The 17,299-nt window shown below is 46.7% G+C and carries 18 protein-coding genes; 13 read left to right on the top strand and 5 right to left on the bottom strand.

The window, feature by feature from the left end; translation table 11 throughout:
* Window positions 1-211: 211 nt before the first annotated feature.
* Together AK963_RS16080 and AK963_RS16075 are read right to left on the bottom strand one after the other, a co-directional pair.
* A complete protein-coding gene (locus tag AK963_RS16080) occupies window positions 212-793 on the bottom strand; it encodes a lytic transglycosylase domain-containing protein (protein WP_420795615.1) in 582 nt (193 codons plus the stop codon).
* Between the two features lie 46 nt (window positions 794-839).
* On the bottom strand, window positions 840-2,558 hold the full coding sequence (locus AK963_RS16075; RefSeq protein ID WP_066016461.1) for a proline--tRNA ligase: 1,719 nt from the start codon (window positions 2,556-2,558) through the stop codon (window positions 840-842).
* Window positions 2,559-2,790: 232 nt separating this feature from the next.
* Between AK963_RS16075 and AK963_RS16070 the strand changes: the two genes are divergently transcribed.
* Window positions 2,791-3,234 (top strand): HIT domain-containing protein, encoded by a 444-nt coding sequence (locus tag AK963_RS16070; RefSeq protein WP_066016463.1) that lies wholly within the window; start codon window positions 2,791-2,793, stop codon window positions 3,232-3,234.
* Between the two features lie 138 nt (window positions 3,235-3,372).
* The gene (locus AK963_RS16065; RefSeq protein WP_066016460.1) at window positions 3,373-3,573 is read left to right on the top strand and encodes a SlyX family protein; all 201 of its coding nucleotides are present in this window, start codon (window positions 3,373-3,375) and stop codon (window positions 3,571-3,573) included.
* Between the two features lie 65 nt (window positions 3,574-3,638).
* Here AK963_RS16065 and AK963_RS37045 read toward each other — a convergent pair whose 3' ends face one another.
* Window positions 3,639-4,253 carry a cold-shock protein gene (locus AK963_RS37045; RefSeq protein ID WP_274520528.1) on the bottom strand — a complete coding sequence of 205 codons (615 nt, stop codon included), beginning with the start codon at window positions 4,251-4,253 and terminating at the stop codon, window positions 3,639-3,641.
* A gap of 767 nt (window positions 4,254-5,020) precedes the next feature.
* On the opposite strand from AK963_RS37045, the gene AK963_RS16055 reads away from it, so the two are divergent.
* Together AK963_RS16055 and AK963_RS16050 are read left to right on the top strand one after the other, a co-directional pair.
* Window positions 5,021-5,362 carry an HU family DNA-binding protein gene (locus tag AK963_RS16055; RefSeq protein ID WP_066016459.1) on the top strand — a complete coding sequence of 114 codons (342 nt, stop codon included), beginning with the start codon at window positions 5,021-5,023 and terminating at the stop codon, window positions 5,360-5,362.
* 192 nt (window positions 5,363-5,554) lie between these two features.
* On the top strand, window positions 5,555-6,817 hold the full coding sequence (locus AK963_RS16050) for an OprD family outer membrane porin (RefSeq protein WP_066016458.1): 1,263 nt from the start codon (window positions 5,555-5,557) through the stop codon (window positions 6,815-6,817).
* Between the two features lie 51 nt (window positions 6,818-6,868).
* On the opposite strand, the gene AK963_RS16045 is transcribed toward AK963_RS16050, so the two are convergent.
* Window positions 6,869-7,903: an OprD family outer membrane porin gene (locus AK963_RS16045; RefSeq protein WP_066016457.1), complete on the bottom strand. Its 1,035-nt coding sequence runs from the start codon at window positions 7,901-7,903 to the stop codon at window positions 6,869-6,871.
* 332 nt (window positions 7,904-8,235) lie between these two features.
* On the opposite strand from AK963_RS16045, the gene AK963_RS16040 reads away from it, so the two are divergent.
* The 8 genes from AK963_RS16040 to ruvA all read left to right on the top strand — a co-directional run bounded on the left by AK963_RS16040 (window position 8,236) and on the right by ruvA (window position 16,650).
* Entirely contained in the window at window positions 8,236-8,730 is a 495-nt protein-coding gene (locus tag AK963_RS16040; RefSeq protein WP_139117448.1) for a SycD/LcrH family type III secretion system chaperone, read from the top strand.
* Window positions 8,731-8,819: 89 nt separating this feature from the next.
* Window positions 8,820-10,265, top strand: a complete 1,446-nt coding sequence (locus AK963_RS16035) for a hypothetical protein (RefSeq protein ID WP_066016455.1) — start codon at window positions 8,820-8,822, stop codon at window positions 10,263-10,265.
* Window positions 10,266-10,355: 90 nt separating this feature from the next.
* Window positions 10,356-11,807, top strand: a complete 1,452-nt coding sequence (locus AK963_RS16030; RefSeq protein WP_066016454.1) for a hypothetical protein — start codon at window positions 10,356-10,358, stop codon at window positions 11,805-11,807.
* Window positions 11,808-11,996: 189 nt separating this feature from the next.
* A complete protein-coding gene (locus AK963_RS16025; RefSeq protein ID WP_066016453.1) occupies window positions 11,997-12,269 on the top strand; it encodes an FmdB family zinc ribbon protein in 273 nt (90 codons plus the stop codon).
* A 67-nt stretch (window positions 12,270-12,336) separates the two neighbouring features.
* A complete protein-coding gene (aspS, locus tag AK963_RS16020) occupies window positions 12,337-14,121 on the top strand; it encodes an aspartate--tRNA ligase (RefSeq protein ID WP_066016452.1) in 1,785 nt (594 codons plus the stop codon).
* A gap of 61 nt (window positions 14,122-14,182) precedes the next feature.
* Complete coding sequence (locus tag AK963_RS16015; protein WP_066016451.1) at window positions 14,183-14,929, top strand: YebC/PmpR family DNA-binding transcriptional regulator; 747 nt, start codon at window positions 14,183-14,185, stop codon at window positions 14,927-14,929.
* A 568-nt stretch (window positions 14,930-15,497) separates the two neighbouring features.
* Window positions 15,498-16,022 (top strand): crossover junction endodeoxyribonuclease RuvC, encoded by a 525-nt coding sequence (gene ruvC, locus AK963_RS16010; protein WP_066016450.1) that lies wholly within the window; start codon window positions 15,498-15,500, stop codon window positions 16,020-16,022.
* A gap of 10 nt (window positions 16,023-16,032) precedes the next feature.
* Complete coding sequence (gene ruvA / locus AK963_RS16005; RefSeq protein WP_066016449.1) at window positions 16,033-16,650, top strand: Holliday junction branch migration protein RuvA; 618 nt, start codon at window positions 16,033-16,035, stop codon at window positions 16,648-16,650.
* Between the two features lie 7 nt (window positions 16,651-16,657).
* Here the strand turns inward: ruvA and AK963_RS16000 are convergent, their stop codons facing one another.
* A complete protein-coding gene (locus tag AK963_RS16000) occupies window positions 16,658-17,185 on the bottom strand; it encodes an EamA family transporter (RefSeq protein ID WP_066016448.1) in 528 nt (175 codons plus the stop codon).
* Here AK963_RS16000 and AK963_RS35430 point away from each other — a divergent pair.
* The coding region (locus tag AK963_RS35430; protein ID WP_238593753.1) for a hypothetical protein at window positions 17,092-17,299 on the top strand (208 nt) is incomplete at its 3' end. The genes AK963_RS16000 and AK963_RS35430 overlap by 94 nt on opposite strands.

Genomic DNA, 17,299 nt, shown 5'->3' with positions numbered 1-17,299 from the left:
GATCATCCTGAGTTTTAATCTGACTGGCTATTTGATCTACCAGTTTTTCGTTGATTTCAACGCTCATTGTTATTCTCCATTTTGGAGTATTAACGACAAGCGTTTACACAATTTAAATTACATTCCCTCAAGGGTTTTGAAGTCTTAAGTAAACCTTTTCTAAACCCTTTGTGTCTCGGTGTCTTTGTGGTTCACAAGAAAGTTATTTTACTTAATTCACTACCCAGTGACGTTCCCAGTTGGTTAATACGCGCTCCGGATACCAGGTTTTGCCCAAACTTCCATTATACCTGGCCAGTGCCCTGGTCAGATTACCTTTCTCTTTCTCAAGGTAGTAACTGAGAATGGTGCAGCCATAGCGTAAATTGGTTTGGATGGTGATGAGGTTATCTTTATCCCGGCCAATCACATCTTTCCAGAACGGCATAATCTGCATCAAACCCTGGGCTCCAGCAGAAGAAACAGCATATTGGTCAAAGGCAGATTCTGTCTGAATCAGTGCCAGCACAAGCTCCGGTTGCAAGTCGACTTTTGAAGCTTCGAAGTGAATCATCTTGAGTACTTCAAGCCGAAGTGTCGGGTCTTTAATAAACCGGGCTAAACGGGCGGACATATCAACCAGCCAAACCTCGGCTTCAAACTGATCATCGAAACTGCTGGGTTGATCCAGCGAACGTGACAGCACTTCCTTTAAAATCGGGTCGTGCCATTCCGCGTGGCTGGACAGCGGCATGACAAGAACAGCCACAAGCCCCAAAGCCCGTAACAGGGCTTTGGGGGTGACGGTTTTCAACAAGCTACTTATAGTGAGTAAACGGCTGTTGGCAAATAAAATGCCGTTAGCGATTTGTACGCTTCTTAAGTAATTCGATGATTTCACTGAGCTGAATATCTTCTTTATCGTTTGCAGTCCGGTGCTTGTATTCTACCATGCCATCGGCCAGGCCACGGTCACTAAGTACCACACGGTGTGGAATACCAATAAGTTCCATATCGGCAAACTTAACACCAGGGCTAGCTTTTCTGTCGTCCATCAGAACTTCAAAGCCTGCTGCAGTCAACTCCTGATAGAGTTTTTCGGCAGCCTCACGAACTACTTCGGATTTCTCGATCTTCAGGGGTACCAGGGCAATCTGGAATGGTGCAATGGCTTCCGGCCAGATAATACCGCGGTCATCGTAGTTCTGCTCAATGGCAGCCGCGACGGTTCTGGATACTCCGATGCCGTAGCACCCCATGGCCAGGGGAATGCTCTTGCCATTTTCACTCAGTACAGTGGCATTCATCGCTTCACTGTATTTAGTGCCAAGCTGGAAAATATGGCCGACTTCAATACCGCGCTTGATAAACAGCTGACCGTTACCACATGGGCTTGGGTCACCTTCCTGAATATTGCGCAGGTCTTCTACGCGGCTGAAGTTGCAGTCACGTTCCCAGTTGATCCCGAAGTAGTGCTTGCCTTCGATGTTAGCTCCAGCACCAAAGTCCGCCATTTTCTCTACGGTTCGGTCAACAATCACAGGAATTGTGCAGTTAACCGGGCCCAGAGAACCAGGGCCTGCGCCCATGATGCCTTTAACTTCTTCTTCAGTGGCAAATCGCAGAGGGCTGGCCACATCAGCGAGGTTTTCAGCCTTGATCTCGTTCAGCTCATGATCACCACGGATCAGCAGGGCAACGAAGTCGCTGTCCGCACCATCTGCTGCGGCGACAATCAGGGTTTTGATGGTTTTTTCAACAGGCAGGTTGAACTGCTCTACCAACTGATCGATGGTTTTGGCATCCGGGGTATCAACCAGCGTCATCTCTTCAGAAGGAGCAGCTCGGTCACCTTCAGGAGACAGAGCCTCTGCTTTTTCAATATTAGCAGCGTAATCGCCCTGGTCACTGAACACGATGGCGTCTTCACCGGATTCCGCCAGAACATGGAACTCCTGGGAGCCGCTGCCACCAATAGCACCACTGTCGGCCTGAACGGCGCGGTACTCTAAACCCAGGCGGTCAAAGATGCGGCAGTAGGTATCATGCATATTCTGATACTCTGATTTCAGGCATTCTTCGGTGGCATGGAATGAATAGGCGTCCTTCATCAGGAACTCACGGCAACGCATCAGACCAAAACGCGGGCGACGTTCGTCACGGAATTTGGTCTGGATCTGGTACAGATTGATTGGCAGCTGCTTGTAACTGTTCAGGTCATTACGGGCGATGTCTGTGATGACTTCTTCATGGGTTGGACCGATAACGAAGTCACGACCATGGCGGTCATTAATTCGGAGCAGCTCTGCACCGAACTGTTCCCAGCGGCCTGACTCCTGCCATAATTCTGCAGGCTGAACAGCTGGCATCAGGGTTTCCAGTGCACCGGAGCGGTTCATCTCTTCCCGGACAACATTTTCAACTTTCTGCAGGACTTTCAGACCCAGCGGCAGCCAGGTATAGAGGCCGGATGCCAATTTACGGATCATACCTGCGCGCAACATCAGCTGGTGGCTGATTACCACGGCATCGGCAGGAGTCTCCTTGAGGGTTGGAATCAGATACTGACTGGTTCTCATGTGCTCATTTACCAGGCTATTCAAAAAAAGCGTGTCAAAATTTGACGTCAATTAATGCGCCATTTTAAGGCCAATCAGTTATTATACCAACCGCTGTTTCAAAATCCCCTGTTGTTGATCATTAGTTCTCAGTTGTCCCTTTTTTCTAAGTAATACAAGCTGGAAAAAGGGAGGGAGTGGAACTAAATGAAGAATTACTTCTCTATTTTATTTTCACTGGATGGGCCGTGCCATGAGTCGTTTTGAACTGGATCCTCAGTTGGCAAGAGACTGTGTCGTTGTTGGTGATTTCCCCGTTTGTCGCCTTTTATTGATGAACGATAGCCAGTATCCATGGTTTATCCTGGTGCCTCGTGTTCAGGGTGTAGAAGAAATTTATCAGTTGGATGAAACTGATCAGCAACAACTCCTTTTTGAATCCTCTTATCTGGCGGAGATGCTTCAGGTGCTTTTTTCTGCGGAAAAGATGAATGTTGCCGCCCTGGGTAACGTGGTTCGACAGCTGCATGTACACCACGTGGTGCGATATAGCACTGATGCTGCCTGGCCAGCGCCGGTCTGGGGCAAGCATCCAGCAAGACCTTATACAGATGAAGCGCTTTCAGAGGTTATGCAAAAGTTGAAAAAGAGTATTTCAGATATGCCTTCTTTTCAGTGGGCTCATACAGATGTGTAAGGTAAATTTGGAAGGCTGAAGTTCAAGGAGTAGACTGCGCACAACAATCCATTTCCAACCGCGCATAGATGAATGTTATCCCTCACCTGTTCTCTGGTTGGAAATGGTATGGCGGGCTGCCTGTGGGAGTAAAAAATTATGCTAGATGAACTGCTTGAACTGCAAACCCAGTTGAGTTACCAGGAAGACACGATTGCTCAGTTGAATGAAGTGGTTACTCGACAACAGAAAGATATTGAACGTTTAACGGAAGCTTTTGCGCAACTGAAGAAACAGTTTGAGAATATGGCGGCTGAGCAGTTGGAAAGTCAGGAAGAATTGCCCCCTCCTCACTATTGAGGGCTGATGTGATTTTGTGTGTTTTGGCTGGAGAGGTTCTTCTCCAGCCAGTAAGCTGGACAAGCTTATCTTCCTTTTGGTGCGGCAATGACATCTTCTGCCTGAAGACCTTTGTCTTTCTCAACCACAATGAACTCAACCCGCTGTCCCTCACTGAGGGTTCTGTGTCCTTCACCGCGTATAGCACGATAATGTACAAATACATCTTCACCCATATCACGGGTAATGAAGCCAAATCCTTTAGTAACATTGAACCATTTGACAGAGCCGGTTTCACGTCCAGAGAGGTCAAATGTTTCGGGCTGTGAGCTGGAAAGACTGTTCAGGTTGGCGATGACATGAAATAAGGTACCCGTGCTGATTGAAAAGAGCGTAACCTGGTCGAGAGTAACACCGGAAATCATCAGGGTGTTGTTATAGGCGAAGCCAACAGCAGCAGTGAGCGCTGAAAACAGCAGGATGGATCCGGCTATCTGAAGCCACCTTTGGAAGCCGTTGCGTCTGCTCAGGTAGGCTCCTGCCATCAAGTTTACTGAAGCAGCCATCAGCAATAATGCGATTACCGGGTTCGCTGGATTGGCTGCTGCTGGTGATGGCAGGTAGAGGTTGGCCATGATGGCAATGACGAGAAAAAATGCCAAAAGGCCCGTTAAAAGGTGAAGGATTTTTAAATGTTTCAAGGCATGTTCCCTTTATTTGTTATCTGTATCAGTTGAAAACATCGAGCCCTTCTACAAGTAAGCTTTCAGAACAACAGTTATCCGCGAAAACAGAATCTGTGAAAAGCTGTCGTACATTTTTGATCATGACTATCTGAACCGCTTTCTTGAGCCCGACTTAATACTTTGTGCGACTTATTCTGATGGAACACATGGTTTCCCATATCAGTCGTTAATGTACCTTTATGGTGCTTTTTTCTCAAATTTTGGCGAGCTTGCTCGAAACTTAACGTGAATAGATGCACTTCATGGTTGGTCCAGGCAAGCGAGAAAGGATCTATAAATAGCGCTGTGAACTTTCTGACTGTTTGTTGAAAGGTTTGATTGGCTCTGTTATTTGGGTGTGAATCTTTTGGTAAAAAATGCTCGACGTGGAAAAATACCGATATTATAGTGGTATTCAGTATCTTAAATATCTACTGCAGCCGCCTTCTATTACAGTTTGTGTTGTTGTGGAAAGTGTTTAGAGGTTGTTGGTTGTTAATAGATAGCGTTGTACTCATGGAGTGGTAAGGCATCTTTTGTCATGTCTTATTGAGAATGGAGGTACGAAATCCGCCTGGTGCTGTGGCAGGTAATGCAGTAGCTGATTGTTGCAGTTAGCTGGTAAAAGCAGATCGCTTTAATCCAGAGAGCAGCAAAGACATTGGCAAGCGCTTAATGCCCTCTTTTAAAGGGAAAGCCTAAAGGGAAGGCTTAAAAGGAATTTTCATCAGGAGAGTATGACTATGGCTGGTAAAAAAACACCCGCAATCAAGGAAAAATACAGCAAAACCCAGATGCTTGCAGAGATAGCAGATAATACCGGGCTTAGCAGAAAGCAGGTCGGGGCTGTAATGGACGAGCTGGGTGATCTGGTTGAACGCCATATTAAGAAGCGAGGTTGTGGTGAATTTACATTGCCTGGGCTTTTAAAAATTGTGACCAAGAAAAAACCGGCTCAAAAAGCCAAGAAAGGGGTACCGAACCCATTTAAACCCGGTGAATTAATGGATGTGCCAGCCAAGCCCGCCTCTATTCAGGTGAAGGTAAGGCCGTTGAAGAAGCTGAAAGAATTTGCAACATCGTAGGCTGCTCGCAGGAGTAGCAAAACCAAAGGGGCTTAACGCCCCTTTTTTTATGGTTGCAATTTGATCTGGGTTGTAGAAAAATGATTTCACATTGCGAAAAGGACGTATATCACCAAGGGGAACTGCTTATGTCAGTTGGTGGTAGTCGCAATAATAAACACAACACAAAGTACACAGGGAGCAATTCCGATTATGAAAACCCTCGCTAAAAGCGCACTGGGTGTAGCCGTTGCTGCGGCTGTTGCAGCTACTTCTGTTCAGGCCTCCGAAGCGGTAACCATGGATCCAAGCCTGACCTTTACCTACAAAAACTTCTATTGGAATGAGAAGGACAAGACCGGTGATGACACTGGTTATGATCGTAAAGAGTGGGTTCACGGTCTGGTTGCTGACTTTGATACCGGTTATGTAAATGATCTGGTAGGTGCAGTGGTTACAGCTGGATATGCGGGTCCTCTGAGCGTAAAAGCAAACAGTGAGTTTAAAACAAACGTTCCTGCTGGTCCTGATGGGAAGGGCGATGATATTTCGGGCTTTCAACAGGCTTATCTGAAAGCCAGAACCACATTCAGTGGTGTTGATTTGGCGGGTACTGTTGGTGTCAAGAAGCGTAGCACCGAAACTTACTCAGATTCAGGTTCGCGTGTTCTGGGGGCCAGCTCTACTGGTTATGATCTTTCTGTTGGTTTTGAGGGAGCCAATCTCTACTTTACTGAAATTACTGGTTTCAGTGACCGTAATGAATCAGCATTGAGTAACGATCTGACTAAAAATGATGGTGCTGAAATTGTAGAAAATATTCGTATTCTGGGCGGTAATTACAGCTTTGAAGGTTTGGATCTGGCTGCTGAGTACGGAAACTCTAAAGATACTGTCAAGCAAACCTTCCTTAAAGCTGCCTACGGCTTTGAGCTTGATGATATGAGCTCCGTTGATCTTGATGTTCGCTACGGTAAAGTGAAAAGTGATGAGACCGGTGATGATTACAAGGCCAAGTACTATAATCTGAACGCAACCTATAACTATGGCAACGCCTATGTAGGTCTGGGTTATAACAAGACTAAAGACGGTGATTACGATCCAAATTATGTTGATGGTAATAACGATAGCTTGAACTCTAGTCTCTCTCAGTGGGAAAACTACACAGAAGAGGGTGAAAAAGCGTATCTGGTTAATGCTGGTTACAACTTTGCAGACCAGGGGCTGGAAGGCTTGAGCTGGGATGTATGGTATGCCAAGGGCGATGATGCGGATAACATTGATGGCTTCAAGCGTCGTGAGTATGGCAGCTATGTTTCTTACGCATTCGATGGTTCTCTTGAGGGGCTTTCTGTAGCATGGCTGTACACTAACTATCGTGCTGAAGGTACAGTAACTGACGGTGAGACATTGGATACTCTGTACGACGAAGACGTTAACCGTCTGTACCTGACTTACTCTGTTGCTGCATTCTAAACAGTAAGAGCTTAAGTTGAAAAAAAGAGGGCTTATGCCCTCTTTTTTTGCTTAAAAGAAAGTGACTGAATAATCCAGATAAACCTTTAAATCAGAGTTGCCACTGCTTGCCGGTATTTCATTATCTGAGCTGCTTATCTCGGTAATGGCTTTATCAGCAAGGTACTGGGCGTACTGAAGTTTCAGGCCAAGTCCTTTTAACTGGGGTTTTTGAAACAGATAACCAATTTCCAGATTGTGCTCACTCTCTCGGTACTTTTCAGTAAATTCCGGATGATTGATTTTTATATCATTGCCGTAAGTATAGGTATAACCCAGGGTTAAACCTGGCGCTCCTATATGATGAAAGTTATAGGCAATGCTGGCCTGCCAGATCTTTTCGCCATGATAGTTGAAATCTGAAATCTGCCGCCGGGTCCAGTAGCTACTTCCTATATTTGGATTGATGGCAAAGTAGTCAAACGCACCGAGCGAACTTTTCCCTGGTGCATCCACCTGGCTGAAAGAAGCGCTTAGAGAAAGTTGGCTGATGGTCAGTTGGGCATTGAGGTTAACAAGATTGGCATCCGTATCGGAGCTTACCTTGCTCTGTGAACTGCTTTTGGGATAACCACTGTCCTCTCCCCGGTGCAGTTGCCCATCGAGTAACAGGGCTGTACTGTCATTTAAGTTGAAAGAGTAGTTAAGGTTGGCAAAAAAGAACCGTGTGTCAGAATTACTTTCTGCGTAGGCCAGTCTGGTGCCCAGTTCATTGTGCTGAAAATTGAACTGTGCTCCTGTCAGCGTTTCTCTTTCCGTTTTCTGATTGGTGTTCAAGCTGATGGGGGTGATGGAGAAGTCATTTTGACGCCTGGTAAAAGGAGAGAGTGCAAGGGGATGATGATAAATGGCTGAAGAAGTCAGACCCCCAGACAGGCATCCCGTGCATATTTGCTGAGTTTGAATCTCGTTGGTGTTTAGATGGGTGCCATCAGCGGCTCTTAGCTTTTCAAAGGAGGAAATGATTGCTGCCAGTGTTGAAACGGCAATAACGAAATACCGGGCTGTTTTATCGAACAGTGTCCTTACATCACAGTTATCTGTCAAAATAAAACTCCCGAATGTGATGCTGTTTATCGCTGTGCGAAAGGAAAGGTAATTAGTGATGAGATATTAAAAAATGAAATAAATAAGAAGTTTATATAATCAAAAGCGATATTTGAATGTCTTTCCTCATTGATAGAAATTAAGCGTTGATTACTGATTTTTCAATCTAAATCATGGGTGCTGGTCGAAAAAACAGATAGAGTAGTAATTTATATAACTGTTTGATTTTTAAAATCGGTTTGTTGGAACTCTATCTTTTTACTACTAATGAGGAATAGGTGTAAATATAAACTGGTTATAATTGAGTAATACCTTAAATAATTTTATCAGGGATGAGGCTTTCGAGGGTTATGGATAATAAGGCTGATCAGCCGTCCCCGGCGCCACTTTGGCTCGCTTATCTAGCCAAAGGTGGCACTATGAAAGAACTTCGTAATATGGATCAGAGTCAGCTTGATGCTATGTACAAGGTGGCTTTTGCTCAGTTCAATTCCGGACATTTTATGGAAGCTCTAAAGGTTTTCCGGCACCTTTGTCTTCTTGATCATACTCGTTATTCCTATTTTCTTGGTCTGGGTTTATCTCAGTATGAGCTTTCTCTGTTTGCCCAGGCTGCGGCAACGCTGGCTCATGCAGAAAAGCTTGATCAGAAGGATCCAAGGGCTTCACTGATGATGGCGAAATGCTTTATTGAGATTAAACGCTGGTCACTGGCCCAGAAAGCCTTATCAGAGGCCGTTATGAGAGCTAGCCAGTCTGCTCGATGGAAAGATGAGCTTCAGCAGGCAAAAAAAATGATCAGTTTTGTTCGTGGCAAGTTGAAGTGAAGGGGTTTTAAGGAATGTTTGTTGCCCTGGAAGTAATTTTGGTTCCCGGGTGATTCTCAGACATAGCGGGGCTCATGGAGGGAGTTATTATGTCGGGCACAATTGGTGAAACGGGTAGTGTGACAACAACAAGTACGACTACCACAACAGGGACTGAAACGACTGATTCTGACGCTACCGTTAGTAGTGGCTACAGTACAGAAAACTCGGTCTCACAAACTGATGGTTCCAGTTCGGATGGTAGTCAAACCAGCGTCTCACTGGACTCGCCGGAAGAAGCTCCGGATCTCTTGCAGCAGTCTTTTAAGGCCAGGCTTGAGGGGTTCAGGTCTGTGTTTTCGAACTTTAAGGCTCAGTATTCATCGGGCCAGATTGACTTATCGGATACACAGACTCTGTTGCTGGTATTCAGAGGAATGATCAGTGATATCAAGGCGCTTAACAATGCAGAAACCATTGACAGTGTAGCTTCACAGCGTCAACAGATACAGAGTATACGACAGGAACTTGCTGAGGCTCGACTAAAAATCAGTGGTAATGAGGCTGAGATAGGAGACAAAAACCTCAAGGTTACGGGCCATCAAAACAAGCTGCAAGAAAGCCAGACACTGTTATCAACTAAGTTAGCTGAGCTGTCAGATGCTCAGTCGGCTGATCCGGTGGATGTGAATTTAGTCAATAGTCTCTCAACAGAAGTGGCAGAGCTCCAGTCTGAAATAAATGACTTGGAGGGTAAAATCTCAACACTGAATGGTGAGATTGCTAATTTATCGTCACAGAATCAGGCTCTCCGACTGCGTGTGGCTATATTGGAGGCATTGCTTGTACTAATAGAAAACTCAGAGTCTGTTGCCAGGGCGTTTGCTGTTTCTACTGTAAAATCGGATGAAGAAGAAGAGCTTGAGACCGGTGAAGAAAAGTTGGATGCCCTGAAGCGAGAGTTAAAGGAACTTGATGGTCTGTTTTCTCGAGAAGAGATGCAGGTAAAGCTTGAAAAGCAAATCCTTGCTGGCTTCAATCGGGAAGTGGTTCGGGAGTCAGATCGGTATTCTGAGAGCCTTCAACCTAAGGGGTTGGCTGCCGAGCTTAAGGCGCTGTTAAGTCCGGCGGCGCTCAATAATCTGTTCAGTCTGCTTTCTGTTCAGGCTAAACCTGCACCCTCCACAATAAGTAACCAGGCTGCACCATCTGAGCTGACGGATGCTGCTGAAGGCCTGGCTCTGATACTTCTTGCAGAGCCAGCGGTAACCGCCAGCGAGGAGAATCCCGTCGATCAGCCATATCTTGGTGACAGTCTCAGTCTTGAGGGGGCCAATAATCCTCAGGCTTTTGCACTGCTTCTTTTAAAAGAGCGGATGTCTGATATGCAAGAGGCTCTGGGCAAGAACGCAGAGGGAAATATTGTTGATTCCATTGGAGCCAACCAACTGGCTCAACTGCTGGATGCAGAACGTGAGGTTGATGCCATGGTTATGGAAGCTGACAGGGATCGCGAACTGTATGAAGCCGCTATTCCTAAATCTCATCCAGTTTGAGCGGTAAAACCGAAGGTAGAACCTTAGGACAGAACAGCACGATCCGTAGTGGGTAAATAGGCAAGTGACTTATTACAGGGGAAGGTAGTTATGGCAGGATCATTGAATGGTGTGGAGTCCGGTCAAAATGAGGGGGTAGTTGTTAGTCAGGAAGGACATGGCTTGGTGCACACTGAGTCAACCAAGCCATTGAGTAGTGGGTATGACGGTAGCAACTCTGTTTCATTTTCCAGTGAGCCTGACTCTATAAGTAATGAGAATGCCGTTACTCTGGACTCTCCAGGTCAAGGCAGTGGTCAATTATCCAGTACAGACTATTTGGAAAAGGCATTCAGGGCACGAATCGAAGGGTTTAGATCAATCTTTGCGGACTTTAATGCACATTATGGCGCGGGGACTGTTGATCTATCTGATACTCAAACCTTGTTAATGGTTTTCAGAGGGATGCTGAAGGATATTAAGGTACTGAATACTGCGCAGGCTATTGATATTGCCTCAACACAGCGGAAAGATTTGCAGGCGAAGCGGCTTGAAATAGCCAAGCTAAAGCTGAAGATTCGTGAGCGAGAGAAGGAAATTGATACTCTTGAGAAAACACTGAGTTTAAAAAAAGCCGATATTCTGAAGAAAAATGGAGAATTGGCAGCAACATCTTCGGAGCTTGCTTCAGCCCAGCGTGCATCACCTCTTGATCAGGGGCTGGTGAATCGGTTGTTGCAGGAGGTTTCTCAGCTTCAGCAGGATATCATTGGGTTGCAGAATGATATTTCGAATTTGAATGCTGAGCTTTTGGAACTCAAAAGCTTGAATCACATTGACTACCTCCGAATACAATTTCTGGAAGCGTATATTCAGTTTTTCGCTTCTTTGCAGCTGGGTTCTTTCGAAATTGGAAAATTGCTGTTTGAGTCTTTGGATCAGGATGGTGGCGTATCAATTAATTCTGGTGATAAGACGCTTGATGAATTCGTATTTGAGTTTCAGCGCCTTGAAAAAATTTTTGAAAGTGAGGCAGCTCTTCAGGCAATTATGGAATCACTGCGTCAGGAGCGGGAGAAGGAGCTGGACAGAGTGTCTCGTAAGGACGTTCAGCCGGATGAGCTGGCCTTAACGCTGGAAGGTATATTGGCGCCATCTTTAATAAAAGATATCTACAGCCTGATTTCTTCTGGAGTCCCTTCTTCTGAATCAGATTCAATATCAATTGACCGGGGTGTTATTGATACAACTCAAGCTTTGTCTGTAATACTGCTGGCTGAACCGCCTGCGGTGGAAGACAGTGAGCCAGGGAATCAGCCCTATTTGGGGGATAGTCTGGCTCTCGAAGGTGCGGATAATCCGACGGCGTTTGCCCTCCTGCTCCTTAAGGAAAGAATGGGGGAAAAGACTGAGTTGAATCCGCTATTTGAAGGTGATGCTGACCGAAACCACTATTTGGCCAGGCTTTTTGATGTCGAAAGTGTGGTTGATGAAATGGTTGTTAACGCCTTAAAGGATAGTGAGCAGTCTGAAGCAGCCATTCGCAGAGCCAGCAAAGCCTGATTTCTATCAATTTCATTTTGATAAAGCCGTACTGATTGCCAGTGCGGCTTTTTTTGTTTGACAACGGCTGACTCTGCCTGTCTTTGGGGTATAATGGCCGTTTTTCTGCGAATCAGTAAACGTAAGTACCTAATTCAATGTGATGTTGATGGTGCTTGCTGTTGTGAGTAAAAGGGTAGGCCAGCTTAAATGCCGATCTATGAGTATCAGTGTGAGCAATGCTTCGAAGTGACTGAAGCGATTCAAAAATTCAGTGATGAACCATTGAGTGATTGCCCTGCCTGTGGTCAGGCAGCACTGAAAAAGCTGTTAAGTGCGCCGGCCTTCAGGCTGAAAGGTGGTGGTTGGTATGAAACCGACTTTAAGGGAGGCAGTAAGAAAAACCTGTCTTCCAGTGATAACCACTGCCCAGCCAAAGATAGCAAGAGCAGTTGTGGTGGTTGCCCGGCAACCAGTGATTGATCAACTTCCTGTCAGCCCAGCGGCTGTATGGATGAAATCTAGTTGAATTCCTGATTTGAGGTATATTATGCGCAGCCATTATTGCGGCGAACTGAATCTTTCCCATGATGGGCAGGAAGTCACCCTCTGCGGTTGGGTACATCGCCGTCGTGATCACGGTGGCGTGATTTTTCTGGACCTGCGTGATCGCGAAGGCCTGGCTCAGGTAGTGGTAGACCCTGATACTGAAGAAGCATTTGCACTCGCTGATAAGGTGCGTAGCGAATATGTCCTGAAAATCACCGGTATCGTTCGCCCTCGTCCAGAAGGTACTGTGAATAGCAACATGGCTACCGGTGAGATTGAGGTTCTGGGTAAGCAGGTGGAAATCCTTAACCAGGCTCAGACTCCGCCATTTCAGATCGAAGGTTACACCGATGTTGGTGAAGATGTTCGCCTGCGTAACCGGGTTATTGACCTGCGTCGTCCTGAGATGCAGGAAAAGCTGATTATTCGCAGCAAAGCTACCGCCGTAGTGCGTCGCTTTATGGAAGAGCATGGTTTTCTGGACATCGAAACACCGATGCTGACCCGTGCAACTCCGGAAGGTGCCCGTGACTACCTGGTACCTAGCCGTGTACATCCAGGGCATTTCTACGCACTGCCACAGTCTCCGCAGCTGTTCAAGCAAATGCTGATGGTGTCTGGTTTTGACCGTTACTACCAGATCGTTAAATGTTTCCGTGATGAAGATCTGCGTGCGGATCGTCAGCCTGAATTTACCCAGATCGATATTGAGACATCCTTCCTGGATGAAGCTCAAATCATGGGAATTACTGAGTCCCTGGTCAAAAAACTGTTCAATGAAGTGAAGGGTGTGGATCTTGGGGCTGAATTTCCACGCATGACCTACGCTGAAGCCATGAGCCGTTTCGGTTCAGACAAGCCTGATCTGCGTATCCCTCTGGAGTTGGTGGATGTAGCGGATCTGATGGCTGGCGTTGACTTCAAGGTGTTCAAAGGGCCGGCAGAAGATCCTAAAGGCCGTGTTGCAGCCCTGAAGGTGACCGGTGGTGCGGAGCTGAGCCGTAAGCAGATTGACGACTACACCAAATTTGTCAGCATTTATGGTGCGAAAGGCCTGGCCTGGATCAAGGTGAATGAACTGGAGAAAGGCGTTGAAGGTCTTCAGTCTCCAATCATCAAGTTCCTGGGAGATGATGTCACCATGAACATTATGTCCCGTATCGGTGCGGCTAATGGCGATATCGTCTTCTTCGGTGCTGATAAAGAAACGATTGTTAACGAAGCGCTGGGCGCACTGCGTTGCAAGGTAGGTGAAGATCTGAATCTTTACACCTGCGATTGGGCACCACTGTGGGTCGTTGATTTCCCAATGTTTGAAGAGACGGATAATGGTGGCCTGACTGCCCTGCATCACCCATTCACGGCGCCAACCTGCTCTTGGGAAGAGCTGGAAGCGAATCCATCTCAGGCATTGTCCCGCGCTTATGATATGGTCTTGAATGGCTATGAAGTGGGTGGTGGTTCTGTTCGTATTCACCGCCAGGAAATGCAGCAGGCGGTATTCCGTGTACTGGATATTCAGGAAGAAGAGCAGCGTGAGAAGTTTGGCTTCCTGCTGGACGCCCTGAAGTACGGTGCGCCTCCTCACGGTGGTCTGGCATTCGGACTGGACCGTCTGGTAATGCTGCTGTGTGGTACTACGAACATTCGTGAAGTGATTGCTTTCCCGAAAACCCAGTCAGCTTCCTGTTTGCTGACTCAGGCTCCTGGTGAAGTGGAAAGTCAGCAGCTCCGTGATCTGAATCTGCGCATTCGTCGCGATCCGGCATCTGCAACCAGTCACTGATTAATCATGGCAATCACTCAAAAAAGTGATTGCCAGCCAAGTGTTTTTAATAGAGGTTTCTATGGCAGGTCATAGTAAATGGGCCAACATTAAACACCGTAAGGCCGCGCAGGACGCCAAGCGGGGCAAGATTTTTACCAAAATCATCCGTGAGCTTACTGTTGCCGCAAAGCAGGGCGGCGGTAATGTTGAGGATAACCCGAAGCTGAGAGCAATCGTTGATAAAGCTCTGGCTGCCAATATGACCCGGGATACCATTAACCGCGCTATTGCCCGTGGTGCCGGTGGTGAAGACGATTCCAATATGGAAGAAGTCACCTATGAAGGTTACGGTGCTGGTGGTATTGCGGTTCTGGTTGAGTGTCTGACGGATAACCGCAACCGTACGGTGGCGGAAGTTCGTCATGCATTTTCCAAGCATGGCGGTAACCTGGGAACTGATGGTTCCGTAGCTTATCTGTTTGAGCGCAAAGGTCAGATCTTCTTTGAAGAAGGTGTTGATGAAGAGCAGCTTATGGATGCCGCCCTGGAAGCCGGTGCTGAAGATGTTGTCACGAATGATGATGGTTCCGCAGAAGTACTGACAGAGTGGACTGAATTCATGTCCGTTAAGGATGCTCTGGAAGCTGCAGGGCTCACTCCAGCGGGTGGTGAGGTTGCCATGATCGCTTCTACGCAGACAGAGCTTGATCTGGGTGGTGCTGAGAAAATCATGAAATTGATTGATCGTCTGGAAGATCTGGATGATGTCCAGAATGTCTACACTAATGCGGATATTTCTGCAGAAATCATGGAGCAACTGGCCTGAGCGTAGGTCCATGTTGTTTTAACTGAAACCCGGATTATTCCGGGTTTTTTTATAGGTAGGTATGTGAAAATCGGGAGTTGTTATCGGGTAGTAATTCTCAGATATTGATCGGTGTTCAGGTGTCAGCTCACAGATTGAAGGCCAGTGTGATTAGAAAAAGCACCACGGTGACACTGGCAATGGTCAGTAATGTTTTCACTTGATTATTCATCTGGCAAGCTGACTCCCCGGGTTCTGTTGACATAAGGTTCCTTTCTCAGCTTAAGCCAGATGGCTTCTGACCGGGCGCAAGGACGCAGGAATGCTCACGTCTTTCAAGTTCTTGCAACGACGGCAAAAGCCATTAGGCCAGAGCCTTCGGGTGGTTCGTAACGCTGAAGCACAGCTTTAAGTACCACTGAGTTTGGAGCCTTATGTCAACAGAACCCAAAACTCACGTTCAAGAGTAAGCCTCAACAGTGTTCTTTCGTAGCGTATTTTGGTAATGCCGTGTTTCAAAATTGTAATGCTGGAAACGTGTATGTATATACAGTATTCTTTTTAGCGATACGTTTGGAACAGAAATGGAATGGCCATATTGTTGGGGATTGACCCTGGGTCCAGGATTACCGGGTATGGAATCATTGAGGAAATTGGCTCCCAATGTAAATACGTGGCGTCTGGCTGTATCCGAATTCAGGATGGGCCGCTGCCAGAACGACTTGCCCAGATCTTCCAGGGGATCAATACCGTTATTGAAATGTACAGTCCGCAATCTGTCGGTATTGAGCAGGTGTTTATGGCGCGTAATGCTGACTCTGCACTGAAGCTTGGGCAGGCTCGTGGAGCTGCGATTGTTGCTGCTGTCAATCATGGTCTTGAAGTTTCAGAATACTCGGCACGACAGGTGAAGCAGGCTGTGGTGGGCAAAGGGTCTGCAGAAAAGTCCCAGGTACAGCACATGATTACGTCAATCCTGAAACTGGATAAAACACCTCAGGCAGATGCCGCCGATGCTTTGGCGGTGGCATTGTGCCACTCCCACACGCGTGCAAGCCTAGTTCGTATGGCCGGTGCGACGGGTAGAAGAAATCGTCGGTTATTAAGTCGTTAGGATACTGGATATGATAGGCAGACTTCGTGGTATTTTGCTGGAAAAAAAAGCGCCATACCTGCTCATTGAAGCGGGAGGAGTGGGCTATGAAGTTGAAGCGCCAATGTCGGTGTTTTACCGCCTGCCAGAGATTGGTGTTGAAGCGACGCTTTATACGCATTTTGTTGTTAGAGAAGATGCCCAGCTACTTTATGGTTTCAGTGACTCTCGTGAGAGAGAGCTTTTTCGTACCCTGATCAAAGTGAATGGGGTTGGTCCAAAGCTGGGCTTAACATTGCTTTCCGGCATAGAAGCGTCTGATTTTGTTCGATGTGTTCATGACGGTGACAGTTCCACTCTGGTGAAGTTACCCGGGGTTGGAAAGAAAACAGCAGAACGCCTGATCGTGGAGTTAAAAGATAAGCTGTCAAAATGGGATTGTTCAGGTGCACAACTTGATGGATTAACGGGAACTTTATTGGGCCAAGCTATCGAAAAGCAGGCAGCTGATACTGAGCAGGAAGCAGTCAGTGCTCTGGTTGCACTGGGCTATAAGCCTCAGGAAGCCAGTAAGGTGATTGGTCGGATTAAAGTCGAAGGCCTGTCCAGTGAAGAACTCATCAGACAGGCGTTACGAAGTATGATCTAAGGGCTTCTCAGGCAACAGCTGGTTTGCGGACGATTCTAATGGAATCAATGCAGATAATGGCTGTTGCCAGCCAAATGAAGCCGTAGGTAACCCACTGTGATGATGGTAACGGTTCCTTCAGAATGAAGATGGCTACCATAAAGATAATGGCAGGTTCCAGGTAGCTCAGCAGACCAAATAGACTGACAGGTAATGCTTTGGACGCAGCAACATAGATCAGCATGGCCAGTGTGCAGAGAACACCCAGCCCCGGTAATAGATAGTAGAGATCATTATTGGCAGAAAGCGCCTGAAAGAAGTTTTCATCGGTTGCGATTGCAAAGATTGCAAAGGGTAGTAATAAGAGGTTCTCAAACATAAAGCAGGCCAGAGAGTTTACTTTTACTTTTCTTCGTATGAGAAAGTAAAGAGGATAACCTGCAGCAATAGCAACAGGAACCCATGAAAGACTCCCAAACTGATAGATTTCATGAGCGACGCCTGTGGCAGCCAGGGCAGTTCCTGCCAGCTGTAAAGGTCTTAATACCAATCGCATTTTCTAAATCCTTAAGCTGCCGCCAACTATGCTTAGGCATCATTACCATGCATTATCTAGAACAGATGTCTCGTCGACCACAGCTACCCGAAGGTTTTAATGATGTTGATTTTC

This window comes from Endozoicomonas atrinae (assembly GCF_001647025.1).
Classification (GTDB): Bacteria; Pseudomonadota; Gammaproteobacteria; order Pseudomonadales; family Endozoicomonadaceae; genus Endozoicomonas; species Endozoicomonas atrinae.
Note: the sequence above shows the minus strand (reverse complement) of the source record. Positions and strands in the feature narration are given on the sequence as shown.

Excerpts from the sequence above, each read along its gene's own strand:
- AK963_RS16075 (WP_066016461.1), bottom strand. The coding sequence starts at position 2,558 with ATGAGAACCAGTCAGTATCTGATTCCAACCCTCAAGGAGACTCCTGCC.
- AK963_RS16070 (WP_066016463.1), top strand. The coding sequence starts at position 2,791 with ATGAGTCGTTTTGAACTGGATCCTCAGTTGGCAAGAGACTGTGTCGTT.
- AK963_RS16065 (WP_066016460.1), top strand. The coding sequence starts at position 3,373 with ATGCTAGATGAACTGCTTGAACTGCAAACCCAGTTGAGTTACCAGGAA.
- AK963_RS16055 (WP_066016459.1), top strand. The coding sequence starts at position 5,021 with ATGGCTGGTAAAAAAACACCCGCAATCAAGGAAAAATACAGCAAAACC.
- AK963_RS16050 (WP_066016458.1), top strand. The coding sequence starts at position 5,555 with ATGAAAACCCTCGCTAAAAGCGCACTGGGTGTAGCCGTTGCTGCGGCT.
- AK963_RS16040 (WP_139117448.1), top strand. The coding sequence starts at position 8,236 with ATGAGGCTTTCGAGGGTTATGGATAATAAGGCTGATCAGCCGTCCCCG.
- AK963_RS16035 (WP_066016455.1), top strand. The coding sequence starts at position 8,820 with ATGTCGGGCACAATTGGTGAAACGGGTAGTGTGACAACAACAAGTACG.
- AK963_RS16030 (WP_066016454.1), top strand. The coding sequence starts at position 10,356 with ATGGCAGGATCATTGAATGGTGTGGAGTCCGGTCAAAATGAGGGGGTA.
- AK963_RS16025 (WP_066016453.1), top strand. The coding sequence starts at position 11,997 with ATGCCGATCTATGAGTATCAGTGTGAGCAATGCTTCGAAGTGACTGAA.
- aspS (WP_066016452.1), top strand. The coding sequence starts at position 12,337 with ATGCGCAGCCATTATTGCGGCGAACTGAATCTTTCCCATGATGGGCAG.
- AK963_RS16015 (WP_066016451.1), top strand. The coding sequence starts at position 14,183 with ATGGCAGGTCATAGTAAATGGGCCAACATTAAACACCGTAAGGCCGCG.
- ruvC (WP_066016450.1), top strand. The coding sequence starts at position 15,498 with ATGGCCATATTGTTGGGGATTGACCCTGGGTCCAGGATTACCGGGTAT.
- ruvA (WP_066016449.1), top strand. The coding sequence starts at position 16,033 with ATGATAGGCAGACTTCGTGGTATTTTGCTGGAAAAAAAAGCGCCATAC.
- AK963_RS16000 (WP_066016448.1), bottom strand. The coding sequence starts at position 17,185 with ATGCGATTGGTATTAAGACCTTTACAGCTGGCAGGAACTGCCCTGGCT.